26 protein-coding genes are annotated in these 26,773 nt (G+C 53.5%); 9 read left to right on the top strand and 17 right to left on the bottom strand.

All coding sequences use genetic code 11. The features are described 5' to 3' along the window. Window positions 1-71: 71 nt before the first annotated feature. Entirely contained in the window at window positions 72-2,546 is a 2,475-nt protein-coding gene (locus IRJ17_RS13725) for a UvrD-helicase domain-containing protein (protein WP_242775020.1), read from the top strand. A gap of 124 nt (window positions 2,547-2,670) precedes the next feature. On the opposite strand, the gene fabI is transcribed toward IRJ17_RS13725, so the two are convergent. From fabI to IRJ17_RS13710, 3 genes are all read right to left on the bottom strand, one after another. Next, window positions 2,671-3,444, bottom strand: a complete 774-nt coding sequence (gene fabI / locus IRJ17_RS13720) for an enoyl-ACP reductase FabI (protein ID WP_063230109.1) — start codon at window positions 3,442-3,444, stop codon at window positions 2,671-2,673. A 127-nt stretch (window positions 3,445-3,571) separates the two neighbouring features. Next, window positions 3,572-3,718 carry a hypothetical protein gene (locus IRJ17_RS13715; protein ID WP_167470312.1) on the bottom strand — a complete coding sequence of 49 codons (147 nt, stop codon included), beginning with the start codon at window positions 3,716-3,718 and terminating at the stop codon, window positions 3,572-3,574. A 71-nt stretch (window positions 3,719-3,789) separates the two neighbouring features. Further along, window positions 3,790-4,515 (bottom strand): ZIP family metal transporter, encoded by a 726-nt coding sequence (locus IRJ17_RS13710; RefSeq protein ID WP_242775018.1) that lies wholly within the window; start codon window positions 4,513-4,515, stop codon window positions 3,790-3,792. Window positions 4,516-4,767: 252 nt separating this feature from the next. On the opposite strand from IRJ17_RS13710, the gene IRJ17_RS13705 reads away from it, so the two are divergent. Both IRJ17_RS13705 and IRJ17_RS13700 read left to right on the top strand, forming a co-directional pair. Then, window positions 4,768-5,385, top strand: a complete 618-nt coding sequence (locus IRJ17_RS13705) for a MerR family transcriptional regulator (protein ID WP_122964828.1) — start codon at window positions 4,768-4,770, stop codon at window positions 5,383-5,385. Between the two features lie 142 nt (window positions 5,386-5,527). Then, on the top strand, window positions 5,528-6,616 hold the full coding sequence (locus IRJ17_RS13700) for an HD-GYP domain-containing protein (protein ID WP_173597778.1): 1,089 nt from the start codon (window positions 5,528-5,530) through the stop codon (window positions 6,614-6,616). A gap of 66 nt (window positions 6,617-6,682) precedes the next feature. Here the strand turns inward: IRJ17_RS13700 and trpB are convergent, their stop codons facing one another. Further along, entirely contained in the window at window positions 6,683-7,849 is a 1,167-nt protein-coding gene (gene trpB / locus IRJ17_RS13695) for a tryptophan synthase subunit beta (RefSeq protein WP_063230105.1), read from the bottom strand. Between the two features lie 160 nt (window positions 7,850-8,009). Then, complete coding sequence (locus IRJ17_RS13690) at window positions 8,010-8,675, bottom strand: TerC family protein (protein ID WP_122964825.1); 666 nt, start codon at window positions 8,673-8,675, stop codon at window positions 8,010-8,012. Window positions 8,676-8,787: 112 nt separating this feature from the next. Here IRJ17_RS13690 and IRJ17_RS13685 point away from each other — a divergent pair, with 112 nt between their 5' ends. The 3 genes from IRJ17_RS13685 to IRJ17_RS13675 all read left to right on the top strand — a co-directional run bounded on the left by IRJ17_RS13685 (window position 8,788) and on the right by IRJ17_RS13675 (window position 11,023). Beyond that, on the top strand, window positions 8,788-9,309 hold the full coding sequence (locus tag IRJ17_RS13685) for an ADP-heptose synthase (RefSeq protein ID WP_217023076.1): 522 nt from the start codon (window positions 8,788-8,790) through the stop codon (window positions 9,307-9,309). Between the two features lie 201 nt (window positions 9,310-9,510). Beyond that, entirely contained in the window at window positions 9,511-9,987 is a 477-nt protein-coding gene (locus tag IRJ17_RS13680; RefSeq protein WP_122964823.1) for a chemotaxis protein CheW, read from the top strand. Window positions 9,988-10,144: 157 nt separating this feature from the next. Further along, window positions 10,145-11,023, top strand: coding sequence for a M23 family metallopeptidase (locus tag IRJ17_RS13675; protein ID WP_242775016.1), 879 nt, complete (start codon window positions 10,145-10,147; stop codon window positions 11,021-11,023). 91 nt (window positions 11,024-11,114) lie between these two features. Here the strand turns inward: IRJ17_RS13675 and IRJ17_RS13670 are convergent, their stop codons facing one another. From IRJ17_RS13670 to IRJ17_RS13640, 7 genes are all read right to left on the bottom strand, one after another. Beyond that, on the bottom strand, window positions 11,115-11,783 hold the full coding sequence (locus tag IRJ17_RS13670; protein WP_122964821.1) for a hypothetical protein: 669 nt from the start codon (window positions 11,781-11,783) through the stop codon (window positions 11,115-11,117). A 49-nt stretch (window positions 11,784-11,832) separates the two neighbouring features. Continuing rightward, on the bottom strand, window positions 11,833-12,429 hold the full coding sequence (gene thpR, locus IRJ17_RS13665; protein WP_242775014.1) for an RNA 2',3'-cyclic phosphodiesterase: 597 nt from the start codon (window positions 12,427-12,429) through the stop codon (window positions 11,833-11,835). Window positions 12,430-12,521: 92 nt separating this feature from the next. Further along, a complete protein-coding gene (locus IRJ17_RS13660; protein WP_063230099.1) occupies window positions 12,522-13,004 on the bottom strand; it encodes a hypothetical protein in 483 nt (160 codons plus the stop codon). A gap of 148 nt (window positions 13,005-13,152) precedes the next feature. Further along, the gene (locus IRJ17_RS13655) at window positions 13,153-14,193 is read right to left on the bottom strand and encodes a hypothetical protein (protein ID WP_122964820.1); all 1,041 of its coding nucleotides are present in this window, start codon (window positions 14,191-14,193) and stop codon (window positions 13,153-13,155) included. Beyond that, window positions 14,186-14,998 (bottom strand): 5'/3'-nucleotidase SurE, encoded by an 813-nt coding sequence (gene surE / locus IRJ17_RS13650; protein ID WP_122964819.1) that lies wholly within the window; start codon window positions 14,996-14,998, stop codon window positions 14,186-14,188. The genes IRJ17_RS13655 and surE overlap by 8 nt, the downstream gene beginning before the upstream one ends. 151 nt (window positions 14,999-15,149) lie before the next feature. Beyond that, complete coding sequence (locus tag IRJ17_RS13645) at window positions 15,150-15,575, bottom strand: TerB family tellurite resistance protein (RefSeq protein ID WP_063230096.1); 426 nt, start codon at window positions 15,573-15,575, stop codon at window positions 15,150-15,152. A 191-nt stretch (window positions 15,576-15,766) separates the two neighbouring features. Beyond that, the gene (locus tag IRJ17_RS13640) at window positions 15,767-17,566 is read right to left on the bottom strand and encodes an SgrR family transcriptional regulator (RefSeq protein ID WP_242775012.1); all 1,800 of its coding nucleotides are present in this window, start codon (window positions 17,564-17,566) and stop codon (window positions 15,767-15,769) included. Between the two features lie 132 nt (window positions 17,567-17,698). Here IRJ17_RS13640 and IRJ17_RS13635 point away from each other — a divergent pair, with 132 nt between their 5' ends. Then, window positions 17,699-18,928 (top strand): MDR family MFS transporter, encoded by a 1,230-nt coding sequence (locus IRJ17_RS13635; RefSeq protein ID WP_122964817.1) that lies wholly within the window; start codon window positions 17,699-17,701, stop codon window positions 18,926-18,928. A 9-nt stretch (window positions 18,929-18,937) separates the two neighbouring features. Here IRJ17_RS13635 and IRJ17_RS13630 read toward each other — a convergent pair whose 3' ends face one another. From IRJ17_RS13630 to IRJ17_RS13610, 5 genes are all read right to left on the bottom strand, one after another. Next, window positions 18,938-19,735 carry an ABC transporter ATP-binding protein gene (locus tag IRJ17_RS13630; RefSeq protein WP_063230093.1) on the bottom strand — a complete coding sequence of 266 codons (798 nt, stop codon included), beginning with the start codon at window positions 19,733-19,735 and terminating at the stop codon, window positions 18,938-18,940. Beyond that, window positions 19,728-20,660 (bottom strand): ABC transporter permease, encoded by a 933-nt coding sequence (locus IRJ17_RS13625; protein ID WP_122964816.1) that lies wholly within the window; start codon window positions 20,658-20,660, stop codon window positions 19,728-19,730. The genes IRJ17_RS13630 and IRJ17_RS13625 overlap by 8 nt, the downstream gene beginning before the upstream one ends. Window positions 20,661-20,688: 28 nt before the next feature. Beyond that, a complete protein-coding gene (locus IRJ17_RS13620; RefSeq protein ID WP_122964815.1) occupies window positions 20,689-21,741 on the bottom strand; it encodes an ABC transporter substrate-binding protein in 1,053 nt (350 codons plus the stop codon). 90 nt (window positions 21,742-21,831) lie between these two features. Beyond that, on the bottom strand, window positions 21,832-22,839 hold the full coding sequence (locus tag IRJ17_RS13615) for an ABC transporter substrate-binding protein (protein WP_122964814.1): 1,008 nt from the start codon (window positions 22,837-22,839) through the stop codon (window positions 21,832-21,834). Window positions 22,840-22,962: 123 nt separating this feature from the next. Further along, on the bottom strand, window positions 22,963-24,285 hold the full coding sequence (locus IRJ17_RS13610; protein WP_122964813.1) for a hemolysin family protein: 1,323 nt from the start codon (window positions 24,283-24,285) through the stop codon (window positions 22,963-22,965). 142 nt (window positions 24,286-24,427) lie between these two features. Here IRJ17_RS13610 and IRJ17_RS13605 point away from each other — a divergent pair, with 142 nt between their 5' ends. Both IRJ17_RS13605 and IRJ17_RS13600 read left to right on the top strand, forming a co-directional pair. Next, a complete protein-coding gene (locus IRJ17_RS13605) occupies window positions 24,428-26,092 on the top strand; it encodes a DNA repair helicase XPB (RefSeq protein WP_173597782.1) in 1,665 nt (554 codons plus the stop codon). Between the two features lie 53 nt (window positions 26,093-26,145). Beyond that, window positions 26,146-26,715: an RNA polymerase sigma factor gene (locus tag IRJ17_RS13600; protein WP_063230087.1), complete on the top strand. Its 570-nt coding sequence runs from the start codon at window positions 26,146-26,148 to the stop codon at window positions 26,713-26,715. Window positions 26,716-26,773 lie beyond the last annotated feature (58 nt).

The raw sequence follows: 26,773 nt of genomic DNA, 5'->3' as shown, positions 1-26,773 counted from the left end.
CAAGCCAGGGGGCATTTCTTGTTTCCACAGTCAGACCGTTGACAAAGAAGCTGTTTTTTCGAGGTGCCTACATGAACTATGCGTTACTAGACAACAAACCCATCCTGTTGCAGCCTGACACTTACAACCGCATACCGTTTTGGCGCATGGCAGCCCGACAGGACAAGGTTCGCTGTCCGGCCTGCGGCTCCCCGTTGCGCCTGGTTGCGGGCATCAGCTTTGAGCCTTATTTCGCGCATTCGCTGGAAACGGACTGTCCGCTTTTGCCGCAAAACAGTCCTGCCACTTTTGAGTGGCTGCAAGCGTTGGACGAGACGGCCGCGGCTGCGCTCCACCCCATCGTCACTGGCACCGCTGCTGTCGCCAGCACTGACGCAGCTGTAGAGCATACGCCAGCAGATGCAGATGGTACAAGCTCTGCAACTGGCGCACCAGCTGACGATTCGCTCGGCCGCGCGACGGAAAAAGCATCCGGCGAAGACGATCGCACGGAAACGGAAACAGACACCACAACGATCGGTTCCTTTCGCCTCCCGAAAAAACGGACGATTGGCAGCAGCGTCACACCAGCTCCGCCTCCGCCAAAGCCCCCGGTCTTTCGCAAGCGCTTCATGCCGAAAAAGACGATCGCGCACTTGGCGGAGCAACAGCTTGACCAACCGCTCCACCCTACGCAGCAGCAGGCTGTGCATGCGACAGATGGGCCGCTTTTGATTCTCGCCGGAGCCGGCAGCGGCAAGACCCGCGTGATGACAGCGCGCACCGCCCACCTGATCAAAGATCTCGGTGTGGAGCCAAACCGGATCATGGTCGTGACCTTTACCACGAAAGCCGCGGAAGAAATCCGTCTGCGCATTGCCAGACAGCTTCCGTCCGGTCAGGCTCGCGAGCTGATTGCCGGAACGTTTCACAGTATTTTTTACCGCATGCTCTTGCACCATCAGCCGAACAATTGGGATCAGCAGCGGCTTTTGAAAAAAGACTGGCAAAAGTGGCGGCTCCTGCGCGAAACCGGGTCGCTGCTCGGACACGACGAGCTGGCTACCTTAAAAGAAACTGACATCACCGAAGCGCTCGGCATCGTCAGCCGCTGGAAAAACGAATACATCCTCCCGCGTGAGGTTGCCTACCGCGAACTGGCGACCGATGCGGAAAAGCGGGCGGCACAGCTGTATCCGCTCTACGAGGAAGCGAAGAAAAAGCACCAATGGTTTGATTTCGACGACATGCTGCTCGGCTGCTACGAGCTTTTGCGCGACAATCAAAACTTGCTGCAGCGCTACCAGGAGCGGATTACCCACGTCATGATCGACGAGTTTCAAGATATTAACCGCATCCAGTACGAGACGGTCAAGCTGCTGTGCGCACCGCAAAACAACCTGTGCGTCATTGGCGATGACGATCAGTCGATCTACGGCTTTCGCGGCAGTGATCCCCAGTACATATTGGGCTTCACCAAAGATTTTCCCCAAGCCTCTACGATTACACTGGAAGTGAACTACCGCTCTCACTCTTCCATCGTCAGTCTCGGCTATTCGCTCATCGGCCACAATCGCGCCCGCTGGGACAAGGCGTGCCGTTCGTTCCACCGCGAGGAAGGCGACACGTTTTTGTTTGAACCGGACGACGAAGAAGAGCAGGCATCCCGGATCGTGGATGAAATCATCCATCGGCGCGAGCAAGGAACGGCTTTAGGCGAATGCGCCATCCTCTACCGGACAAACGAGTCGACGCGCCCGCTTTTGGAGCGGTTGAGCGAGGCGGGCATCCCGTTTCACTACACCCAGGAGGAAGAGTCGTTTTACCAGCGTCAGACGGTTCGCTGGACTTTGCACTACTTGCGGCTGGCGCTCAATCCGGACGACACGGATGCGCTCAGGGAAATCTTGCCGACGCTGTACATTTCCGGCGAGACATGGAATGCCGTGCGCAGCCAATCCATTTTGGAGGACAAGCCCGTTTTGCATATCCTCCCGCACCTGACACAGCTCAAACCGTACCAGCGCAAGCATATGCAAGTGATCAACGACATTCTCGCCGCGTGCAAGGATTGCCCTCCTGCCCAGGCGCTGGAACTGATTTACGAAGACGGAAAGCTGCGCGACTACTTGAAAAAGCGGGCCCGTGACCGGGAAGATGGCCGGGAACGCTGGAGCGACGAGCTGCAACAAATTCTCGCCGCCGCCAAGCGGCACGCCACGATCAGCGACTTTTTGGCTTACATCGAGCAGATGACGCGACAAGAAAAAGAGTGGCGCAATATGCGGCCACTCCCGGGCGAAGCTGTTCACGTATTAAGCATTCATCGGGCAAAAGGGCTGGAGTACGACCATGTCTTCCTGCCAGACCTGGTGGAAGGCGCTCTCCCTCACGAGTACACGCTGGATGAACTGCGCAAAGGGCAGACGACCGCCATCGAAGAAGAACGCCGTCTCCTATACGTTGCGATTACCCGTGCCCGGCGCAGTTTGTGTATCGGTATCCCCCGGGAGCGCTTCGGCCGGAAGACCCGCCCCTCCCGCTTCGTCTCCGAAATGGGCAGGTAAATACTGAAAGCCGCCGCCCATGTAAATCAAAAATTCTTCCATGTTTGTAATCAACGGAAACATAAAAAGGCTCCCTTCGTCGCATTTTTGTATAGTATGCGAGCGGAGGGAGCCTGTTATTCGTTTAGCCGCCGATGATGCTGTAGCCAGCGTCTACGTGCAAAATTTCGCCCGTGATGCCGCGGGAGAGATTGCTGAACAAGAAGAGGGCCGTGTCGCCTACCTCTGTCTGGTCAATCGTGCGACGCAGCGGAGCTTTTTCTTCGATTTCTTTCAGGACCGCATTGAAATTGCGGATGCCTTTTGCCGCCAGCGTACGGATCGGGCCAGCAGAAATCGCGTTCACGCGGATGTTCTCTTTGCCGAGGTCGTTCGCGAGGTAGCGTACAGATGCGTCCAGCGCCGCTTTTGCCACGCCCATGACGTTGTAGTTTTGCACCACGCGCTCGCCACCCAGGTAAGTCATGGTCACGATGCTTCCGCCTTCTGTCATCAGCGGACGAGCAGCACGCGCTACCGCTACCAGCGAGAACGCGCTGATATCCTGTGCCAATGCGTATCCGTCACGGGAAGTGTTGACGAATTCGCCTTCCAGCTCCTCTGTTTTGGCAAACGCGATGCAGTGTGCCAAGCCGTGAATGACGCCCACTTTTTCCCGGATCGTCGCGAATGCTGCTTCCACTTCTTCGTCCTTGGTCACGTCGCAGTTCACCAGCAAAGATTCCTTGCCCAATTTGGCAGACAGCTCTGCTACGTTTTCGCGCAGGCGATCTCCCTGATAGGTGAAAATCAGGTTCGCTCCCGCGTTGTGCAAAGATTGGGCAATGCCCCAAGCGATGCTGCGGTGGTTCGCTACACCCATGATTACGATATTTTTGCCTTGCAACAGTGTATTCATTATGTATTCGCCCCTTCCCAAGCTATTCCCCGCCATTATAACCGATCTTGTCCTTCGTTACGAGAGGGGCGCGTGAAAAGAGCAGGAAACGCTTCGTTTCGACATCGGCTTCATCAGCTTTGGCGAACTACTCGGTCGCCGCCGAAGACTCGCTCGGGGTGGGAACGAACGTCCCCCACGCTTCGTCAAAAGGATTCAGGGAAGTTCCCATGACCGGGAACTCGCTCGCCGCCTGCGCGGTTTCGTCGACTTGATTACGATTTTGTTCATTCATGCTCACCAAGGCTCCTTTGCGTCAATCTGTCATGCCATTCTGTTCATTAGGCTGGCAAGGAGCGCCCTGGTTTATGCATGAAGATGATTCGCGTGCAAGTAAGCAGACAACACGATATAGACCAGGACGGAACCAAAAAAGTAGACACCGTATTCCGCTCGCCTCGCCTGCACAATGTATGGCACCAGATGACTGGCCGACACGTACAGGAAAATTCCCGTGGTCATCGCAAGCATCACATCCGACCAGTTCGGCGGAAAAATACGCTCGGCAACTCCGAAGCTGCAAGCTCCGACAATCGTGGCAATCCCCAGGGAGGTCGCGGCCCAGAGCGCTTTTTTCCGCGAGTTTGTAGCCGCGAGCATCAAGGAAGCGACCGTGACCCCGTCCGGTATTTTGTGCAGCAGCATAGCCAAAAGGACGGACATGCCTACCTCCGAATCCACCGTCAAGCTTGCCACAAGCGACACTCCTTCGACAAAGGCGTGCAGCAAAAATCCGCTTACGACACCGATGATGCTTGTCGAACCGATTTCTCCTCCGGCTTTCCCGAGCAATTCCAGGGCAAACATCGCCGCAAAACCGACGAGCACAAACGGCATCATCCGCATATTCGCGCCCTGGAGCACGTGCGGCATCAAGTCCAGAAACGTAATCGCCAAAAGCAGGCCCGCTCCGGCGCTGATCATGGCGAACAATGCCTTTTGCGACCAGACGCGCAGACAAAGCAACAGTCCGCCCACGCAGCTTGCCAGCGCGGCCGCAAGCAAAACTACCCAAAAGACAGGTTGCATCATCCAGTCCTCTCCTCATCCCGCATGAGTATGGGACGTGTATTCCCTCCATATGTACGCGCCTGTCCGGGCCATTATGAGTGGAAGCAGCCATTTCGTCCTGCTCGCGACTCTGTGACAAAAAACAACGGTCTGTCCAAATCAGACGAAATGCCACTACTTTTTAGAACCTTTGTCGATTCTCTCTTACCCGGAAAAAAATGGTGCTATAATGAGTCCACCGGGAATACCCAGGGGAAAAAGGAGTGATTCGGGATGGATGTACAAGTTTGGATGGCTTCGAAAGAGGTAGCTGATCGCCTTGACGTGCACGTTCGTACGCTGCGCAACTGGCTGGACTTGTTCGTACCTGTCAAGGAACGTCTGAAAAATCCGCAGGGTCACTATTTGATCAGTGAAGCAGGCTTCGCCCTGCTGCGAGAAGTAAAAGAGCGCAAAGATAGCGGAAACAGCTCCCTGAAAGAAATTCAGCGACAGCTCATAGATGAAGGCCGTTTGTCGGAAGAAATGCTGGCAGTCGAGGAGTGCGCCAGCGCGGAAGAAACGGCTGTAGCTTTCAGTGCGGGCACCCAGGTGGAGTCCGGCATGCGGGAAATGGAGCTTGCCGTCCACGAGACGCTGGTGAAGTTTCAGCAGGAACTGACGCAGCTGTCGTCTTTGAACAGCATGCAATCGACCATTTTGCAAAAGATCGCGGATATCGAGGAAATGCAGGAATCATTGCGCCTGGAGATGCGCCGCGTCACATTTGAAATGGATTTGATGCAGCAGCGCCTGACTCGTCGCAAGGAGCGCTACGCCCGTCACGAGCCGCGCTGGTCGTTGAATCCGTTCCGCTGGTTTACCCGCTCCGACCGCGCCGCCGAGCAGTAACAAGTGGAAAAAAACGACAATTTGGCGAAGTGACAGGAAGCGGTAGTGTCCCGGTCTTTCCATATGATAGAATTAGACTATACGATGTGACTGAAAATCAGGACTATTTACATTCTATCGACAAAGGACTGGGGCTTTCGTTGTGAGAAAATTGCATATTACTTCAGTAAAGCCGGGAGATATCATTGCCAAAAGCATTTTTCAGGAAAACGGAAACGTCCTCTTAGGTCTGGGTGTACAACTGACTGAACGCTACATTGAACGTCTCAAACAATTGGGGATTGATACGCTCTACATTCAGGACAAGCGCACCGAAGACATCATACCCGAAGACACGATCCGCGACGAGACGCGCAAAGAAGCCGTCGATACCGTCTACAAAACAATGACGACGCTGATGGATCAGCCGCAGATCAAGCGCCGCACATCCCTTCCTGATTTCGGGAGCACCTTTCAAAAGGTGTTCCGGGAAATTATGCAGGACTTGAGCAGCCGCAAAGACGTTTTGGTCAATTTGTCCAATCTTCATGTCATGGACGGCTATTTTTTTCACCACGCCGTCAACGTTGCTGTGCTCGCAGGAGTCGTCGGTCTGGCCAAAGGCTACAACCAGCAGCAAATGATGGAGCTGGGGATTGGCGCTCTGCTGTTCGACATCGGAATGACGCAGGTGCCAAAGGAACTGTGGAGCTTGCGCAAGGAACTGACCGTCGAAGAACGGCAGCGCCTGCAATACCACACGGAAGACGGCTTCAACATTTTGCGCAGCCAGCACAATATTTCTGTCGTATCCGCGCACTGTGCGCTGCAACACCACGAGCGCTACAACGGGACAGGCTACCCCCGTCAGCTCTGTGAAAAAAACATCCACGAATACGCGCGGATTGTCGCGATCGCGGATGTGTACGATGCGCTGATCTCCCCGCGTCCTTTTCGCAAAAGCTACTCGCCGAGCGATGCGACCGAGTATTTGTTTGCTTCGGGGAACACGTATTTTGACCTCGACCTGCTCAAATTGTTCTTGCAGCATGTCGCGATTTTTCCGATCTCCTCTACCGTCTTGCTCAGTTCCGGGCATACAGGGGTCGTCTCGCGGGTCAATCCGCTCGCGGTCAATCGGCCGATCATTCGCATCCTGACCAACGAGGACGGCTCAGAGGTCGCTTCTCCTTTTGAGATCAACCTGTACGACAAAGACTGGATGAGCGTGACCATCGTCAAAACGCTATAGATACGTTGTTATAAAAAAGCAGCCTCTTCGCTGGAAGAAGGCTGCTCTTTTCTTTTATATGGGCAACTATTCGTTCAACAGACGGAACACTTGCTCGACGTCTTTGTCGCCTCGACCCGAGAGATTGACGATCAAAATCTGCTCCCGCGAAAGCGTCGGGGCGAGCTTGAGGGCATGGGCAATTGCATGGGCGCTCTCCAGCGCTGGGATGATGCCTTCCGCCTTGGACAGCTCCTGAAAAGCTGCCAGCACCTCTTCGTTCGTCACTGTGTAGTATTCGGCTCGTCCGCTCGTTTTGAGCTGACTGTGCTCCGGGCCGATTCCCGGGTAATCCAGACCGGCTGCAATCGAGTACGTCTTCTTCGGTTCCCCTTGTTCATCGAGCAGCACCAGACATTTGAACCCGTGCAGCACTGCCGGAACCCCTTCGTTCAAAGTCGGTGCCTGATCAGGCTCGACGCCGATCAAGCGCACGGAAGGCTCGTCGATGTAATGCGCGAACGCACCGATTGCGTTGCTTCCGCCACCTACCGCAGCGATCACGGCATCAGGCAGGCGACCTTCCTTCTCCAAAATTTGGCGCTTGGATTCCTCGCTGATGATCGCCTGGAAGTGCTTGACCATCGTCGGGAATGGATGCGGCCCTACAGCGGAGCCCAACAAGTAAAACGTATTTTCGTAGTTTTCCACGAGGTCGTTCAGCGCTTCATCGACGGCGTCCTTCAGTCGGCCTTGTCCTTTGGACACCCCGATGACTTTTGCCCCCAAAAGCTCCATCCGAAACACGTTCAAGGACTGGCGCTTCATGTCCTCTGCACCCATGTAAATGATGCATTCCATGCCGAACATCGCGCAAGCTGTGGCGGTAGCTACACCGTGCTGCCCCGCGCCAGTCTCCGCGATAATGCGATGCGCGCCCATGCGCTTTGCCAACAGGATTTGCCCGATGACGTTGTTGATTTTATGTGCACCTGTATGGTTCAAATCTTCGCGTTTCAAGTAGATTTTCGCGCCGCCGAGCTTTTCTGTCAGCTGACGGGCGTAGGTCAGCGGATTTTCCCGCCCCACGTATTCTTTCAGGTAATACTTGAACTCTTCGTTAAATTCGGGATCGTCCTTGTACTTTTCAAACTGCTCCGCCAAATAATCCAGCACTTCCTGAAGCTGCGGCGGCACAAAGCTTCCGCCAAATTCGCCAAAGTATCCTTTTTTCGTCTGTTCTGTCAATGACATGCTCATCTCTCCTCAGCTAAAACTAGACTCTTCTAATTTTTTCAATCATATAAGATAGAAAGCGGATTTGTCAATGAATGTAAAGTTTATTCTGAAACTTCCTTTTCACAAAAAACGGGGAGCACAAACGCGCTGCTTCCCGCTTCATTCCTCCCGCTTGTCAACTCGCTTTTCCTTTTGACCGCTGCCTGTACCCTAACAGCAATACCGCCAAAACCAACACCGCTTTGACCAAAAAAGCCAGCCCCGGATACGGATCGACCCAGGCCCGAACCGTTTCCTCCGTCAAAATCATATTGGCCGCGGCGAGTGCGAGCACACCCGAGCCGAAGTAGACGAGCCAAGCAAACCGCTCCATCACGCGAAGGATCAGCTGGCTGCCAAAGACCATCAGAGGGACGCTGATGAGCAATCCGATGACAATCAGCAAAATGTTTCCCTGGGCTGCGCCCGCGATCGCAAGCACGTTGTCCAGCCCCATCATGATATCCGCAACTACGATTGTTTTCACGGCAGAAACCAGATCCTCGCTGGCATCAATGTCGTCCTGATCGTCTCCCTCGCGCAACAAATTGTAGCTGATCCACAATAATATCGTCCCGCCAATCAAATACAAATAAGGAATTTTCAACAGGTACACAGCGAGAATCGTCGCAATCACCCGCACGATGACAGCCAACGTCGTTCCCCAAACGATCGCCTTTTTCTGCTGCTCGGCAGGCAGCCTGCGGCAAGCAATCGCGATGACGACTGCGTTGTCTCCGCTGAGGACGATGTTGATGGTGATAATCAGCAAGAGCGAAGAAAAGAAGTCAGGATCAACCAAGGATAGTTCCTCCGTTTCGGTTTACTCGGTTCTGCTACTGCCATGAACAGCTTGTCCGGGCTTGTTGTCACTCCGCGATTTCAGTATGATGGTAACGAGGAGGGTTGTCGAAATGTCGAAACAATTCGTTATTGAAGCGATTATGTTGGCTATCTACGGGGAGTTGATGGTCCCATCGCAACCGGTAGAATATCTGATACCCGCGTCGACAATCTATGAATTGGACGAATTTATCCAGAGTCCTGAGCCAATCATGCCCTACTCCGGTGACGATCAGTATGTGCGCCGGGTCATGCAGGAAATGAGCCAGTTTTTTGCCGATCCATTCAATCGCAAACGACTGGAAAAAGGACTGATTGCCCCTTGGTCGAAAGTTCCTTTTGCCTTTCCGAACGGCGTTACGCTGACCGTCATCAAGGTAGAGGACAATGCCATGTGGGGAGAAATATTTGATCCTGTCGAGACGCAGCTTTTGCTGACGTCCGTACGCTTTGAAGTCCCGCTGCTCACAGACCAGCCCGATTTTCAGGATCGGATTTTGGAATATATCGTGCCTGTTCAATTTTACGATGTGGATGATTTTGATTTCGCCCTGGAGCAAGGCATTTCGCTCAACGACTTGCGCGAGCCGTAATGCGCCAAAAAACAGACGAACAGACTGACGAGCCTTTTCGCTTGTTGGTCTGTTCGTTTTCTATTATGGCTGTTTCTCCTAAGAAAAATTGCTCGCTTGGCAAACCGGGCACGAAGATGGAAAAAATGCCGCCCAACAGGTTTGTCCATGGTACAATATGGGTAAAGACATAGGAAAGTGGTCCGGGGAGGAATTGTATAGATGGAACTGACAAAGCGAAACAGCGGCACAGATTGGGAGGGGGAAGCTGCAACGGCCCAATCGATCTTGTTTAAAATGGGAAGTGAGTATTACGGGCTGTCCATCGCGCTGGTGCGCGAAATCATCAAGCCATTGCCGATCACCCGTTTCCCCAAATCGCCTGAGTATGTAGAAGGCGTCATTGACCTGCGCGGACGAATTTTGCCGATCGTCAACCTGCGCAAAATGTTTGGCCTGGAGCCGCTGGAACAAACAGACGACACCCGCTTTGTCGACTTGCAGCTGGAAGGGCTGAACATCGGGATCATCGTCGATGCGGTATCCGAAGTCATGAACATTCCGCAGCACCTGATCGAACCGGCTCCCCCTATCGTAGCGGGTGTCGAGGGCAAGTATTTGCAAGGCATTGCCCGTCTGGATGACAAGCTGATCATGCTGCTGGATATCGATGAAATTTTTGGTCAGTGGAAAAAATAAGCAGACATTTATGGCTGAAGGAAACCAGTACACGTCGTTGGTACTGGTTTTTTGCTGACTCTGTTCCTTTTTGCCGAGGATGTCACGCCAGGAAACTTGAACGCGACCTGGTTCGTACTAGCTGTTGAGATTTTTTGCATACGGAGCGTGATTTTCGATGCTTGCTCACCCGCTTTTCCCGCTGGCTCGTGCCATCCCGCTTGCTTTGAGCAGCGGACAATACTCGGCGCTGTATGACATGTGCAGCAGCGCTTTTCGGGACGAGGTTAGCAGGGAAGAATTTATTTCCTTCGCCGCCGATTTTCATCGCGATCTGGAATGCTACGAGGAACAGCCACTGTCTGTCGTGCCGCTGAATGCGATGACGCGCTTCGTCTGGACGGCTTGCGACGGACAAAAGGGCTTGTCTGCCGCCATCGATGCAGACGGGATCATTCACGGGCTGCGCCTTTCCCACCTGACGTCTCATCCCGACACAGACCAGGCTTGCAGCCGCCATCTGTACCGCCTGCCTTTTCAGGGAACGTGGTTCACTTTTTGGGGCGGCAAAAACGAACTGATCAACTATCACTACGCCTACGACAACCAGCGTTACGCCTACGACTTTTTGATCATGAAAGAAGGGCGCTCCTGTCACGGCGATCCTGCTGTCAACGAGAGCTATTACGCTTTTGATCAGCCCATCGTGGCTCCGTGCGCCGGAAAAGTGGTCAAGGTCGCAAGCGATGTGCCGGACAACGCGCCAGTCGGCGTGATGAACGAGGAACAGCCTGCGGGAAACTTCGTCGAGATCGCTCACGGGCAGGGCGAGTTCAGCCTGCTCGCCCATCTGAAGCAGCATTCCATCACGGTCAAGCCCGGTGATATCGTGTCGGCAGGAGAAATTATCGGACGTTGCGGCAACTCTGGCAACTCCAGCGAGCCTCACTTGCATTTTCAAGTGTCGAATGCCGTGAACTTGTACGCGGCGATTTCCATCCCGATTCGCTTTTCGGAAAAGGAACCGATCATCCAGGGCATGTTCGTCGGCGGCTGAACCGAACCGTCCCTCCGCCCTAGCATCGCTCAACCAACCACTCAAACAAAAACAGGACGGGAGAGCCATTTGCCCCCGTCCTTTTCTGTCGTTACTCCCTGCCTCCGCTTGCCAAGTACGCATAATTGACCCATACCATTTCCTCAATCCCTAAAATCTCTTTGAAAAGATCGACTGAGTCGTACAATAGTGAAGCCCCGGTCTCATCGTCTACGTCTGTCAGCAGTTGCAAGTCGAACAGCGAGCGCAGCTGCTGCACCTGTTTGGGGCCCGCGATCCGGTTGAAGGATTGCGGTTTGATGCGGGTAATTCCCTTCCCTACCTCTCGCCGATACAACTCCGAACGCACAACCCGGTCCAGTATGTCTTCATACTTTTGCCGAACGTCCTCGCTGTCTGTAATTCTTTCCTGCAGGTCAATCTCCGGATAAAGTCTGCCGAACTCCGCCTCTGCCATCTCCACATCCAGTGAATAGCTGATCGTCGCCGAAGAGACCTCGAAGCCAGCATCGAACAGACGAAACCCCCAGCCATTGTCTTCTGCATCATGAAACCAAAGCAGCGGCACGAATTGCTTCGACAGTGTAAGCAAAAAATCAAGCGTCGAGGAGGTTTCAATCCATTCATCCTGCAGGAAAAATGCGTTCCAGTCGCCATTGATGTTTCTGTGGAAGTACGGTTGCGAAGACTTGGACAAGGCAATCAGCACTTTCGGTTCGTATTTGCGTGGATAAAGAATGCCGGTCGTGAACTCACCCATCCGTTTTCCACCGCTTTCTGGAAAGCTTTCCCCTGGTCCTTTTCTTAGTCTATTCAGGTACCGCTCGTTTTTTGCTGTGATCTTTATCAAACGTGCTCGTATGAATCACGGTATGCACGGCTCCTTCTGGCAAAAGCTCCGAACGGTACAGATGGACATGCCGTACTTTCCAGCGCGGCGAATCGGGAGTCAAAAACCGCTCGTTCCAGTCCATGAGCGGCAGTCCTTCGCTTCCTGCCTGCGGCCCGCGGGCAAGCGTGATGTGCGGCCGATAGCGCTTGCGGTCATACGCCACGCCCTCATGCAGCTCAAAACGTCTGGCGAGCAAGAGATGCAACTGCTTCAGCGGATTCGTTTGCCCGCGCAGTCCGAGCCACAAGACGCGAGGATGCTGGGCGTGCGGGAATGCGCCAAAGCCGCCGATGCGCAAGGTGAACGGCTCGATAATCGCGCTGACGATGTCCATGTCCTCGCAAACAGCCGGGACAAGCCGCTCGTCCACCTCTCCGAGAAAATGCAGAGTCAGGTGCAGATTGTGCAGCGGCTGCCATCTGTCTGCCATCACTTCCGGCTTGAGCCGTTCTTGGACAGCGGAAATATATTGAACCGCTTCTTCTGGAATATCCAATGCCACGAACAAACGCATAGACGTCTTTTCGTCCTCCTTTTGACTGCCTTCTTGCCTCAACGAAAAATAGCCCTCCTGTGACGGAGAGCCATTTTACCATCTACGCCGCTTTAGGCAGCCATCATCTTTCCGGTTACGATGCCCAAAACGCTGCGCACATATTCGCCCAGTCGTCCAGAGCCAGGTTGATAGGTGAAGCGAAGTGTCAGCTCGACGTGCCCGACATGCCCCGCCGGAGGTATGTTCCAGAACAGGTCAGCTTCGCCGTACAAAATTTCCTCAATCCGCAGTTTCTTGCCCTCGATGTCCAGTTCCGGATCATGAGACAGCGAGAATTTCATCATGATGGAAAATGAATCTTTTTTTACTCCGCCCCGCAAGTTTAGTTTGCCGTGGATCGCGACGAGTCCCGCTTCCCCCCACAAGTTGTACTCCAGCAAAGCCTGGCATTGGGGCTGCACCTGCAATTCAAGCGCAGGCAGACCTCCCTCAATCGTTAGTGCATGACGCTTTGCCAATTGTTCGATCTCCCCTTGAAAACGGTGAGCGCAATCGGAAACAGCCTGGAACAAATCGGGCTCTACAGCGTACATCGTCGTCACCTCTCCCCAACGGATTATCTACTTTATTACTTCGTACTTCCCCTTGTCGTATCCTTTGTTGAAAAATGACTTATTTACCCTTATTTCATCGAAGGGCAAAAGATTCCTATGAAAATGCTATTTCACAATGTTGCAACATTTACTGATACGGGACAGGCATGCCCGGAAACGCTTTCACGAACAGGGTTTGCAGATGCGCCTGTACATTTTCGTCCAGCTCCAAATGATAGAGCACGCCATTTTCATAGCGCAAAAGCGGATACGCGCCCAGACCGAGCGCAGAAACTTCTTTTGTCTCCACATATTCCGGCAGCGTCAACAGGAAGCGGGAAAACGGATTGGCGTCCTCCTCTGCCATGTGGATGACCTCAAACAAGTGCCCAAGCCCTGGGGTGACAATCAGATCGAGCAGTTCGCCGCGCTCCGCCACCCATACGGTAAACGCGGACTCCCGCACCTCGCTGCGCGCGTGTCTGCGCATCACCCAGACAGCCTGGCGAACGGTGCTCATCAGCAGGTGCTGGGCGCCTTCTTCGCCATGTACGGCCTGCATCCGTCTGTAGTCGAGGACAAAAGCCAGCCCTTCTTCCGTGAAAACCGTGTCGGGAAAAGACAGTGCCGCGATGCTTCGCATTTCTTCCTCGCGCACCTGCGCTTCCTGCGGGATCGTCTCGACTTTCCCTTCAAAAAGGGAACGAATCATTTCCCGGGTGCGCTCGACTTCTCCTGCGGAAAAAAAGATGGACTCGGAGTAAATATGCGTCAGCTCGCCTTCCCCGTAAGCCAAATAGTGCAGGAGCGTACAAGGCTGTTCCAGCATTCGCAACGCCATTCCCCGCTGCTCCGCCAATTGGATGTCAAAAGTGAGCGGAAAGCCGAGCGGCTGGAGCGGATCAGACAGCGTCCAGATCACGCCCAAAAGCTTGCCTTGATACGTCTTGAACTCAACAGAGACAGCATCCCGCGTCTGCTCGACAAAAGCGTCCACCGATTCAAACACCAGGTACAGCTCGACCTCTCCTGTTCCGTTCATGCGGGCAAAATAAGGCAGCCCCGCTTCGCTGGCGAGCTGGTACAAGTCGAAAAAATCGTGCTTATCGAGAACCTCGCCCTGCGTCTCCTTGACGGGAGAGCGCAGAGCCGGGTCCGGGGCAAGCACGGGATTGAACTCCTCATTCATCTGGCTGCTCCCCCTGCTTTTCCCATGGCTGCATCAGCGGCCAGCCGTCCATCTGCTTGAGCAGCGAACGATCCGTGGCATCGATATGGACAGGCGTGACGGCGATGTAATCATGCTTCACCAGGTCGTAGTCATACGGCTCTGCAATCGGCATCACCTGCGGGTACTCCCGCATCAAAAAATATCCTTCTGCTGCTTCGCTGTACTTGTCCTCATAATGATGCAGCGAAAGCGTCGCCGGAACAATCCCTTTGACTTGCGCAAGCGGGACGTGCGGAATGTTGATATTCCAGAAAACTTCTGGCGCCAATTCGCCTTTTCCGGCTCGCTCCGCAAAATCTTTCACGAGCGGCGCGATCATCTGTACGACGTCGCCGTAATTTTCCTGGTCGTACCAGTTGTCATAGGACAGGGCAACGCCGGGAACTCCCAAAATAACCGCTTCTCTGGCCCCGCTGCATGTGCCGGAGTAATATATGTCGCGCCCCAAATTCGTCCCTACGTTGATTCCCGAGAACACGATATCGGGCTTTTCTTCTGCCGCAAACAGCAAATGATAGGCGGCTTTCACGCAGTCGGCGGGATTGCCGTTCACCGCCCACGCTTTGACGGGAAGACCGTAAAAGTCGCGTTTTTCCGTTGCCAGTGGCGTGCGATAGGTCACCCCGTGGCCAACGCCGCTTTTTTCCTCATCGGGAGCCACCACAAAGATTTCTGCCTGGTCCAGTACGAGCAGCGCTTCCACCAGCCGCTTGATGCCCAATGCCTCGATGCCGTCATCATTCGTAACTAAAATTCGCAACATAAGATCTCCTCCTTCATCGTGGCGCCTAGTCGCATTTGCTTCACACTTCCTTTTATTGTACTTTAGAAAGCTTTGCCAAGCCAAGCTTCCCGCCCGCAACTTGCGACACATCTGGACAATAAAAAAGACCCCAATGCGATTGGGGTCGTAATTAGTCGCCGACGATCTCTTTCCAGCGATCGCGCCAGGCGATCCCTTCGCGAATCCATTCTTCCACTTGCGCCTGCTTCTCCTGGGAAATGCCGATCAGGCAAGCGATGCGCGCGATTTCCTTCGTCTCCAGCGGCGACAGCTTCCGGTCAATCAGCGCCATATGGTACAGCTTGCGCATCATGACGAGCTTCTCGCTCTGGCTCAGGTCGACCATGTCTTCTACGATCACCTCGGGACGTTTCGGGTAATCGATGTCATCCATGAGGATTTGCCGCTCTTTTAGCGTAAAATGTTCCGAATTGACAATGTCATGAATGCGGTCAACTTCCCGGGAACCTATATAACCGTCGGCATGCCCGACGCAAATCATCAAGCGCAAGGATGCAAACAAAATATGTTTGTCTTTTTCCGTTTTGGTATACAACGTGTCGTTCCTCCTCCGAACAAGTAATAAACAAACGATGATATATACATCTAATAATACGATAAAAAAGGAAAGCGGTTTCATATGAATGTGTGACAAATTTTTGCTTCTCTTTGGCTGGGAGGCGCGATTTCGCCACATTTTCGGGCGAAGTCGGCCATTCCCTATATGAACAAAGGCAGAGAATGCGATTATCGCCCAAAGACCGTCCGAAAATCGATCCAGCCGTACGCGTCCAGGCTGATTCCCGACAGACGAGGGTGTGCTTTCATCTCGACGCGATTGGCGTACAGGGGCACAAAAATATGATCAGCCATCAGCTTTTCCATCATCGTGCGCACAATCGTCTGACGCTCCTCTGTCAGCGTAGTTTGCCCCAAGCTGCGAATCAGCCGTTCCAGCTCCGCTTTGCCGTGTGCAGTCAGATGGTGCGTGATGCTCAAGGCTTCTGCCAGCAAAAACTCGACGAGCGACAGCTCCGTTCGCTCGTCCACATTGGCGCTGTCGACGACGAGATCAGCGTGTTGCAGCAAGGCAGGTAAAGCCAGTTCTTCCGGAGTGGCGTACTGAATCTCGATCGGAATGCCGTACGCTTTGGCCTTGTCCCGAATCCATTCGGCATCCTCGATGTGATCCGCGTCTGGATAAGTGTACAGGCTGAGCGTCTCTTTGCCGTAGCCTCTGGCATCTACCAGGCAGGCGATTTCCGCTGGATCGTCTGGAGTGGAGCCTGCCGTCTGCCGATATCCTCCCCATACCTCCGCCTGCTCCCTGCCGCCCTGCAACTCCTCCCTGAGCGCAGGGCCAGCCAACAGCTCCGCAAGCAAGCTGCGAAAGGAAGCGTCCGCCAAAGGGCCTTTTTTGGCTGCATTCAAACTGACGTACTGAAAGCATTTCTCCTGACGGGCGACTTCGTTCCACGCAAGCTCTGCCTCCGCTTCCTGGAGCGAACTCGCTTTCGCCACAGTCAGCACGCTCTCATCTGCCCAGTCCGCTTGCCCCATGCCAGGGACGCACCAGATTTCAATTTTGTCCAAAAACGGCCGCCCGGCAAAATACGGCGCGAACGCCTCAAGGACAAGCATGGAATCGTCGTGGCGCACAACGCGAAACGGCCCTGTCCCTACCGGCAACCGCGAGAACTGCTCTCCCATCTGCTCGGTGTAGTCACGCGGGACAATCGACAGTTGTTCTTTGCTCAACGCTTGCAAGAACAGCTCATCCCGCTCTTTCAACTCAATCGTCACGACATAGTCATCACAGACGTTTACCGACTCGATAGAACGAGCCAGCCAGCGATGCTTGAACGATTGCTCCATCAGGCGCAGCAAGGAAAAACGGACGTCGTCAGCAGTCAGCAGGCGGCCATGGTGAAACAGCACGCCTTTTCGCAAGTAAAACGTCCAGTGCTTTCCGCTCTCGTCCGTCTCCCAATGAAAGGCCAACTGCGGCTCTATTCGCTTCGTGAGCGGATCAAACCGGACAAGCGTATCGAACAGATGCTTGACCAAATGCGTTTGCGAACGCAGCAAAACATGAATCGGGTCCAGTGCTTCAAACGGGCGATCGAGCAGCAAGCGCAATGTATCGACTCGGCTATTACTACCCTTTTCCCGCGTCACCCGCGCTCCAAACTGACTTTTCATCCAGAGTGAAAAATTTTGCGAAAAAGTCGGCCACGCCTCCCCGTATTGCTGCATCAGTTCCTGGGACGCGCGAATTTCCCCTGTTTGGGCAAGCTCCTTGGCTACAGACAGCAGCAAATCTGCCGGTTCCAAAAGGAGGGTCAGAACGGAATGATTCCCCCTGCCTCGTCCCGGCTGCCAGCCGAGCCAGCCGCGGGCTTGCATTTTTTTCAATGTCAATGTGGCATTGCGCAGCGTACAGCACAAAATCGCCGCGACTTCTGCCAGCGTGATCTCCAGCGGACGACCGACCGAATCGGTTGGCCTCAGCGCACATAAACGAATATATTGTTCAACCAGTTGCATCTCATTTCACCGCCAATAAAAAACATGAAAAAATGATTCTCCTAATCGTACGCTTTTTCTGTGTCGTCCGCCAGCTTACAATTCGAAGAACCAACCACCAAGCCGGAACCTCCGGAGAAAGGACACACGTCTATGCATCTGCTCCCCGCTTCCTTCCGCAAATTTATCGCGGAATACCCTGCCTTGCTGTGGGTTCGTCTGTTCGGGGAAACGCTCACTTCCCTGTCCAGCACGATGATCGCGCCTTTTCTCGTCCTGTACTTGAGCGAAAACATCAGCGGCTCCGTCACACTCACCATGCTGGTGATCGGCTTGCAGCCGTTTTCCGAGATTTTGCTGACCTTGTTCGCGGGCGGATTGACTGACCGGATTCGGCGCAAAACGATGCTGCTCGTTGCCTTGCTGATTCAAGGCTTCGCCATGCTCGGGATGGCTTTTGCCGATTCTATCGCCGCTTTTGCCGTCCTGTACGTGCTCAACGGCGCTGGCCGCTCCCTGTTCATCCCGGCAAGCCGCGCCCATCTGGCCGATACGATCCCGCCTGGGCAAATGGCAAGTGCTTTTGCTCTGTTGAATACGTCCTCAAGCATCGGGGCAGCAATCGGGCCACTCCTTGGCGTGATTCTCTACAAGTACGATCCGGCGATGGCTTTTCTGTTTACCGCGATCTCGCTTTTCGTTTACGCGGCGGCGGTCTTGTGGAAAATCCCGCAAACACCGTTGCCGGAATGGGCGGAAGCAGCTCACGAGAAAGCGCCACGCTTCAGTAGAGGAGCATGGAAGGCATACCGCCCGGCATTGGCGATCATGACGCTTTCACTGCCGATCAGTCTGTTCTATGCGCAAACCGAAACAAATTTGCAGCTGCACATGAAAAATACGCTGCCCGACTATTTGCAAGCTCTCGCCTTGCTCATCGCTGTGAAGGGGATTTTGCTCATCCTGTTTGAATTTCTGCTCGTCAAGTGGACACAGCACATGCCCGCTCGCTGGCTCATTACTGCATCATACGGCTGCTTCTTCCTCGTCGCTCTCGGTTATGCCTACATCGATTCCTTGCCGCTTCTGCTCGCCATGCAAGTGCTGCTCGTCATCGGCGAAAGCGTCGGCTTGACCCAACTGCTCGCTTTTGTCACGCGGATTGCGCCATCCTCGATGCGCGGCCGATATTTTGCCATCACCGGAACACACTGGGATATTTCCCGCATGTGCGGCCCGTATTTGGGCAGTCTGGTCTTGCTGCACTACGGCGGTACGCTGCTGTTTACGATCGTCGCTGGCATCCTGGTCATTGGAGCGTTCGCCATGCACCGCTATTTGACCGTCAAAGAAAAAACCTTCCCGCTCGCGCAGGAAGGCTGATGAAAAGCGTTAGGTCAACAAGAATCGGTCTTCGCTGAAGCTCTCTCCGCCACGGGCTGCCTCGAAGGCGCGCAGCAAGTCTTGCGGCTTCATGGTTCGTTTTTTCTCATCCGGAATATCGAGAATGATCCCGCCGTCGTGCAGCATCAACAGGCGATTCCCCATGTTCAGCGCTTGCTCCATGTTGTGCGTGACCATGATCGTCGTCAGCTTGTGGCGAGCGACAATCTTGTCAGTCAGCTCGACAATGAGCTGCGCCCTTTTCGGGTCCAACGCTGCCGTATGCTCATCCAGCAGCAAAATTTTCGGTTCCGTGAATGTAGCCATCAACAGGCTGAGCGCCTGGCGCTGACCGCCGGAAAGGAATCCGACCTTTGTTTTCAAACGGTTTTCCAGTCCTTGGTCAAGCTGCTTCAACTGCTCGCGGAACAGCTCGCGCTTGTGGTTGTTCACTCCGAAGCCTAGCGTGCGGCGGCGTCCACGCCCGAGCGCGATCGCCAAATTTTCTTCAATCGTCATGTTCGGTGCAGTACCTGCCATCGGGTCCTGGAACACCCGGCCGATCAATTCGGCCCGCTGGTGCTCGCCCAGGCGCGTGACATCCTTGCCGTCAATCGTGATCGTTCCGCTGTCCGGGAACAGCCCGCCGGAGATCATGTTCATCATCGTCGACTTTCCGGCTCCGTTACTGCCGATTACGGTGATGAACTCTCCGCGCTTGACGTGCAAGTTTACATTGCGCAACGCGATTTTTTCATTGACGGTGCCCGCATTGAACACTTTGTTAACATAGGAAATTTTAAGCATTGCTGTTTCCTCCCCTTACCGAGCGTACCGCTTGTTTTTTCCAGATTCCTTTGGCAACGGTCGGAACAGTCAATGCGACAATCACGATCAAGGCGGTAATCAGCTTCATGTCGGACGGATTCAATCCCGCCTGCAAAGCCAGGGCAATCACCAAACGGTACACAATCGAACCGAGAATGACAGCGAGTGTGACGCGGAAAATGGAGGAGCTGCCGAACAGCACTTCCCCGACAATAACAGAAGCAAGACCAATCACAATCATCCCGATCCCCATGCCGACATCGGCAAAGCCCTGGAACTGGGCAACCCAAGCGCCAGACACAGCTACCAGACCGTTGGACAGCGCCAGACCGATAATCGTGGTCGTGTCCGTATTCACTCCGAAGCTGCGAATCATTTTTGGATTGTCCCCTGTCGCCCGCAGATCGAGGCCGAGGTCGGTGTGCAGGAACCAGTCAATTACCAGCTTGAGCACGAGAACTCCGACGAAAAATACGATGGATACGCCAGTCAGCAAAGTGACGCCGCCTACCGTCAAGTCGGGAATGCTCAAATCTTTTACATAGGTGAACAACGTATCTTCACGCAGCAAAGGCAAATTCGCCTTTCCCATAATCCGCAGGTTGATCGAGTACAGCGCGATCATGGTCAAAATCCCTGCCAGCAGTGCGTTGACCTTTCCTTTTGTATGCAAAACGCCGGTAAATGCCCCTGCCAATCCCCCGACGATGAACGCCAGGAGAGTAGCCAGGTACGGGTTGGTTCCATCGATGATAAACTTGGCTGCGATCGCTCCGCCCAAGGCGAAGCTGCCATCTACCGTCAAGTCAGGTACGTTTAGAATGCGAAAGGTCAAATACACGCCCAGAGCTAAAATTCCGAATAGCAAGCCCTGCTCGATGGCTCCCATTATTGCCAAATTCATAGAAGAAATCCTCCTGTTGCTGCGATTATTACTCGATCACTTCGCCAGCGCGGTCGAGCATGGATTGCGGAATGGTCACTCCCATTTTCTCCGCTGCTTTTTTGTTCAATACGAGCTTCATGTCTGCCTGCATCTCGACAGCCATGTCTGCCGGCTTCGCTTCGCCCTTCAAGATTTTTGCTGCCATGTCTGCTGTTTGTTCGCCGAGCTTGGTGTAGTCGATTCCGTAAGTAGCAATCGCACCGCTCTTCACGGAGTTTTCTTCCCCTGCGATGACCGGAATTTTTTGCGCTTCGGCAACGCTCAGGACTGCTGCAATCGACGATACGACCATGTTGTCTGTCGGCACGTAGAACGCGTCTACTTTGCCTACCATCGACTCAGCCGCTTGCTTCACCTCTGTTGCGCTGGTGATCGCTGCTTCCTGAATGGACAGGCCCAGCTTGTCCGCTACTGCTTTCGCCGCATCTACCTGCACTTTGGAGTTCACTTCGCCGGAGCTGTAGATAACTCCAACTGATTTCGCATCTGGCTTCAATTCTTTGATCAGCTTCAATTGCTCTTCCACCGGGTTCATGTCGGAAGTACCTGTCACGTTTGCTCCCGGTTTATCCATCGCTTTTACCAGACCTGCCTCTACCGGATCGGTTACTGCCGTAAACAAGATCGGAATGTCTTTGCTTGTTTGGGCAGCAGCCTGAGCGGTCGGCGTCGCGATCGCCAGTACGAGGTCTACTTTGTCAGACTCGAATTTTTGCGCGATGGAGATTGCTGTATCCATGCTCGCTTGCGCTGATTTGACGTCGATTTTCACTTGTTTGCCGTCTTCGTATCCGTTTTTGGCAAGCTGCGCCACAAAGCCTTCGCGTGCTGCATCCAATGCCGGGTGCTCTACGAACTGAGAAATCCCGATTTTAAACTGTTTGGTTTCAGCAGCTGGCGCCGGCTGGTTCGAAGCAGGTGGAGTCTGCTCGTTGCTCGCCGGGGTAGCGCTTTGCTGTCCACATGCGGTAACAGACAAAAGCAGCAAAGGAAATAAAAAACTCTGAATTTTTCTGATAGTCTTTTTCTGTTTGAACATGTGATAAATGCCCCCTTGAAAAATTTTTTCTAATTTTAACACGGATAAAACAGTTTTAAAAGAATAAAAAGAGAGCTTGACGCTCTCTTTTTACTTGGTGATTTCTTTCGCCTGCTGTTTGAGTGCCTCTGAAATCGTGAGACCAAACTTCCCGGCTGCTGTTTCATTGATGTACAGGTCGGCCTGCTTTGAAATTTCGACAGGAGTGTCTGCAACCGCTTGTCCTTTGAGGACACGGGCAGCCATTTCGCCTGTTTGCTTGCCAATCTGGTAGTAGTCGATGCCGTACGTGGCTACTGCGCCGCGTTTTACGGTGTCTGTGTCGGAAGCAAAAACAGGAATCTTGTTCGCTTCCGCTGCTCCCAGTACAGCCTCAAAAGAGGACACGACGGTATTGTCAATCGGAATGAACATGGCGTCGGCTTTTCCAGCAAGTCCCTGAGCTGCCAATTGCACCTCGGAAAGCTGCGAAATGCCCGCCTTGATGATTTCTACGCCTTCTTTGCTCGCTGCCTCTTCCAGCTCTTTTACCTGTACCTCAGAGTTGACCTCGGAGGTGGTGTAGATCACGCCCAGCTTTTTCAACTGGGGCAGGAAGGTTTTGATCAGCTTCAATTGTTGTTCCATCGATACTTTGTCGCTCGTTCCAGTCACGTTCTTGTCCGGTTTTTCCAGACTGCTGACCAGCTGAGCCGAGATCGGATCTGTTACGGAACTGAACAAAACAGGTTTGTCGGTAATCGCCTTGGCTGCAGCCTGAGCGGATGGAGTCGCAATCGCTACGACCAAATCCTTCTTGTCTCCGGCGTACTTCTGCGCAATCGATACCGTGTTGTTCATATCGCCATGGGCGTTCTGGTAGTCAACCTCCAGATTTTTGCCCTCTTCGTAGCCGGATTGTTTCAAGCCATCCAAGATTCCTTGATGAATCGCATCCAAAGCGGGATGCTCTACGAATTGCGTCAAGCCCAGCTTCACCGTTTGGCCTTGGCCGGAACTGGTCGCTGTTGCTTCATTTTGTCCACCTGTTTGATTGCCACATGCTGCCAAAGAAATGGCCAGCAAAGTGGTCAGTGCCATACTGACTGCTCGTCTCATCTGTACTTCCTCCTCTAAGCTCTGCTCTCTGTGCCTGATCACCCTCTGGTAACAAGGCATCTTGCATTTGTGCAACTTGTGTCCCATTATAGCATATTATTGCGTCCTGAAAAGCTTTTTTCATCAATCTTCCGTTCCGGTTTCTTCCTCTGCATTTGGCATTTTTTTCACGAGAACCCTGGTAATCCGGTAGTGATCGACTTCCCCCACCACAAACTCGAACTTGCCCTCCCGCACCCGGTCGCCTACGCGGGGCGGATGGTCGATTTGCATGTAAATCCACCCGGCCAGCGTATCGACCTCGCTGGATTCCAAATCGAGGTCCAGGTAGTCGCCCACTTCCTCCAAAAGCATTCTGCCGTCAAGCGACAGCATGCCGTCGTTCTTTTCTACTTCCGGACGCTCGTCGTCAAATTCATCCTGGATATCGCCGACGATTTCTTCCATAATATCTTCAAGCGTCACCAAGCCAGCCGTGCCCCCGTACTCATCGATGATGATCGCCATTTGCCCGCGCTGTTTTTGCAGCATCGTCAGCAGACGGCTGATCGAGATCGTCTCGGGAACCGTCAAAACCGGGCGCATCAACGTTTTCAGATCGCTGTGCTCGCCTTCCAAAAGCCCTGTCAGCATGTCTTTGATGTGCAAACTCCCCACGACGTGATCCTTGTCGCCATCGACGACCGGATAGCGGGTGAATCGGCCGTTTTGCACGAGGCGGACATTTTCGTCAAACGGATCGCGCACGTTGAGCACAACCATATCGGTTCGCGGAACCATAATCTCCCGCGCCATCGTCTCGGAAAAATCAAAAATGTTGTCTACCAGCATCAGCTCTGTCTGGTCGATCAGGCCGCTTTTGTGACTTTCGTTGACCAGAATACGGATTTCTTCTTCTGTATGCGCCTCCTGATGCGGCTCCATGGAAATGTGGAACAAGGCGAGGATGCGGCTTGCCGACCAGTTCAGCAAAGCGATAAACGGATACATGACTTTGTGAAACAGCTGGATCGGCCGACTGACAGCGAGCACGACCATTTCGGTGCGCTGAATCGCAAGTGTCTTCGGAGCCAGTTCGCCCAGCACGATATGCAAAAAAGTGATCACGGAAAACGCAATAATAAAGGAAATGCTGCTCACCAGCGTCTCGTTCAGCTGGAAGTAGCGAAATACCGGATGCAGCAAGTGAGCCACAGCAGGCTCGCCAAGCCAGCCGAGTCCGAGCGAGGCGAGAGTGATGCCCAATTGGCAGGCAGACAAATAAGCATCCAAATTGTGGATGACTTGCTCCACGTTCTCCGCCCGTTTGTTGCCTTCTGCCACGAGCTGGGCAATGCGCGACTCCCTCACTTTCACCACGGCAAACTCGGTTGCAACGAAGAAGCCGTTGAGGAAAACGAGGATCAAGACCAAACCCAAGTTAAACAAGCTTCCCCACATTCCCATTCTCCCCGCCTCCCTTTCCGACCATTGCTTTGGGATATTGTTTCCCATCCTATCGCAAATGTTACCTGTCTGTTTTTCTTTCTTTTCCGGATTGTGATACCATAGTGCTGATTCATATGCCGTTTGTAACGAGGTGAATCTTTTGTCTTATCGTCCAGACTTGCCGATGATCGTCCAAAGCGATCGCACTGTATTATTGGAAACACAACATCCGTTGTTTGCGGAGGCAAGACAGGCCATCAGCGGTTTTTGCGAATTGCTGAAAAGTCCGGAGTACATCCATACATACCGGATTACCCCGTTGTCGCTGTGGAATGCGGCAGCCAGCGGACTTTCCCCGAATGAAGTAACAGGAGTGCTTGGCGCATACAGCAAATACGGCGTGCCGCCAACGCTCGTCAAAGAAATAGAAGAAACGATGCGCAAATACGGGCTGATTCGGTTGGAACGTCACGGGGATGATCTCGTATTAAATAGTGACGATCCTCTTGTTCTCACAGAGCTGACCGGATACAAATCGATCGCGGCCTTGTTCGAAGAAGGCTATACACTCAAAAGCTACGCACGCGGGCTGATCAAGCAGGAGCTGATCAAGCTTGGACTGCCTGTGCAGGATTTGGCGGGGTATTCGCAAGGAGAAGCCTGTCCGGTCAGCTTGCGGCAGACCAGTGCGTCGGGCAAGCCGTTTGCTTTGCGCTCCTATCAAAAAGACGCTGTCGATGCTTTTCACTTGGGCGGCGCGGTTACGGGTGGCAGCGGCGTGCTCGTCCTGCCCTGTGGAGCCGGGAAAACGGTCATCGGCATTGGCGCGATTGCGCAATTGCAGACCGCTACCCTTATTTTGACGACGAATACGACCTCCGTGCGCCAGTGGATTTCCGAGCTGCTGGACAAAACCGAACTGGACCCCGATCTTGTTGGCGAATACACCGGAGATCACAAGGAAGTAAAGCCGATAACTGTGGCAACTTATCAAATTCTCACATACCGCCCCACCTCTCTGGATGAATTTCCTCATATGAAACTCTTTTCAGAGCGTGACTGGGGGCTTATTATTTACGATGAGGTGCATTTGCTGCCTGCACCTGTCTTTCGTGTTACTTCCGGCATCCAGGCTACACGCCGACTCGGGTTGACCGCCACGCTCGTCAGGGAAGACGGCCGGGAAGAAGACGTCTTTACGTTGATCGGCCCGAAAAAGTACGAGGTTCCCTGGAAAGCGATGGAGGAAGCTGGCTGGATTGCGGAAGCGCGTTGCCGCGAAATCAGGCTGCCTTTTGAGCCAAAATGGCGGGAAGCGTACGCACATGCAACCGCCCGGCAAAAGTTCCGGATCGCTGCCGAAAACCCGAAAAAGCTCGAAGTGGTCCGCAAGCTGCTCGACCGCCACGAGGGCGACAGAGTGTTGATCATCGGCCAGTACGTCGATCAACTGGAGCAAATGGCAACCGCCTTGCAGCTTCCGCTGATTACGGGCAAAGTCCCGGAAAAAGAGCGCGAGACGCTGTACGAACAATTTAAAAAAGGGGAAATCACACGCCTGATCGTCTCCAAGGTAGCCAATTTTGCCGTCGATTTGCCGGACGCCAACGTCGCGATTCAAATTTCCGGCACGTTCGGCTCCCGTCAGGAAGAAGCACAGCGCCTGGGACGCATCTTGCGACCGAAAACGGACAACAACACTGCCCACTTTTATACACTCGTTACACGCGATACGAGAGAGCAGGAGTTTTCGCTCCATCGTCAGCTTTTTCTCGTAGAACAAGGCTATCCATACGAAATTATAGAAAACGAGATGCTGGTCTGAAACGTTTCGACAGAAGCCAGCGTCACATAGAGGGAAGGGAGGCCGGAGATTCAATGCAATCCGACGCCGAAATCATTCAGCGGATTCTTCAGGGCGAAATTGAAGGGTATCGCGACCTCATCCAGCGATATCAGCATATGATCTACGTTTTTATCTACAAAATGGTGAACAATCGCGCTGATGCAGAAGATCTTACTCAGGAAGTGTTCGTCAAGGCGTATGAAAAACTGTCTACGTTTCGAGGCGACTCGCAGTTTTCATCCTGGTTACATACGCTTGCCCGCAACAAGAGTATCGATTTTTTGCGCCGCCGAAAGTTTCACGACTCTGACGAGCAATTGGCGTACGTGCCGTCCAATACACGAGACGAATCTCCGCAGGATTCGCTCATGAACAAGGAGCAGCGCAGGGAAATCCAGGAAGCATTCGCCTTGCTGTCGGATACTTACCGGGAAGTAATCGTTCTGCGTTGCACGCATGAGTATCCGTTTGAAAAAATTGCAACTCTTCTCGGCATCGCCGAGTCTACAGCACGCGTCCGCTACTTGCGCGCTCGCCAAGAACTCGCAAAATTGTTAACCCGCAAGGAAGGGGGACTCGTACATGAACTGCCAGGCATTTAGAAAAGCATGGCTAGATGACACAGACAGCGATATTTTCTCTCATATAGAAACTTGTGAG

The organism is Brevibacillus parabrevis (genome assembly GCF_022701015.1).
Lineage (GTDB): Bacteria > Bacillota > Bacilli > Brevibacillales > Brevibacillaceae > Brevibacillus > Brevibacillus parabrevis.
This window is presented reverse-complemented; position numbering and strand designations above follow the sequence as displayed.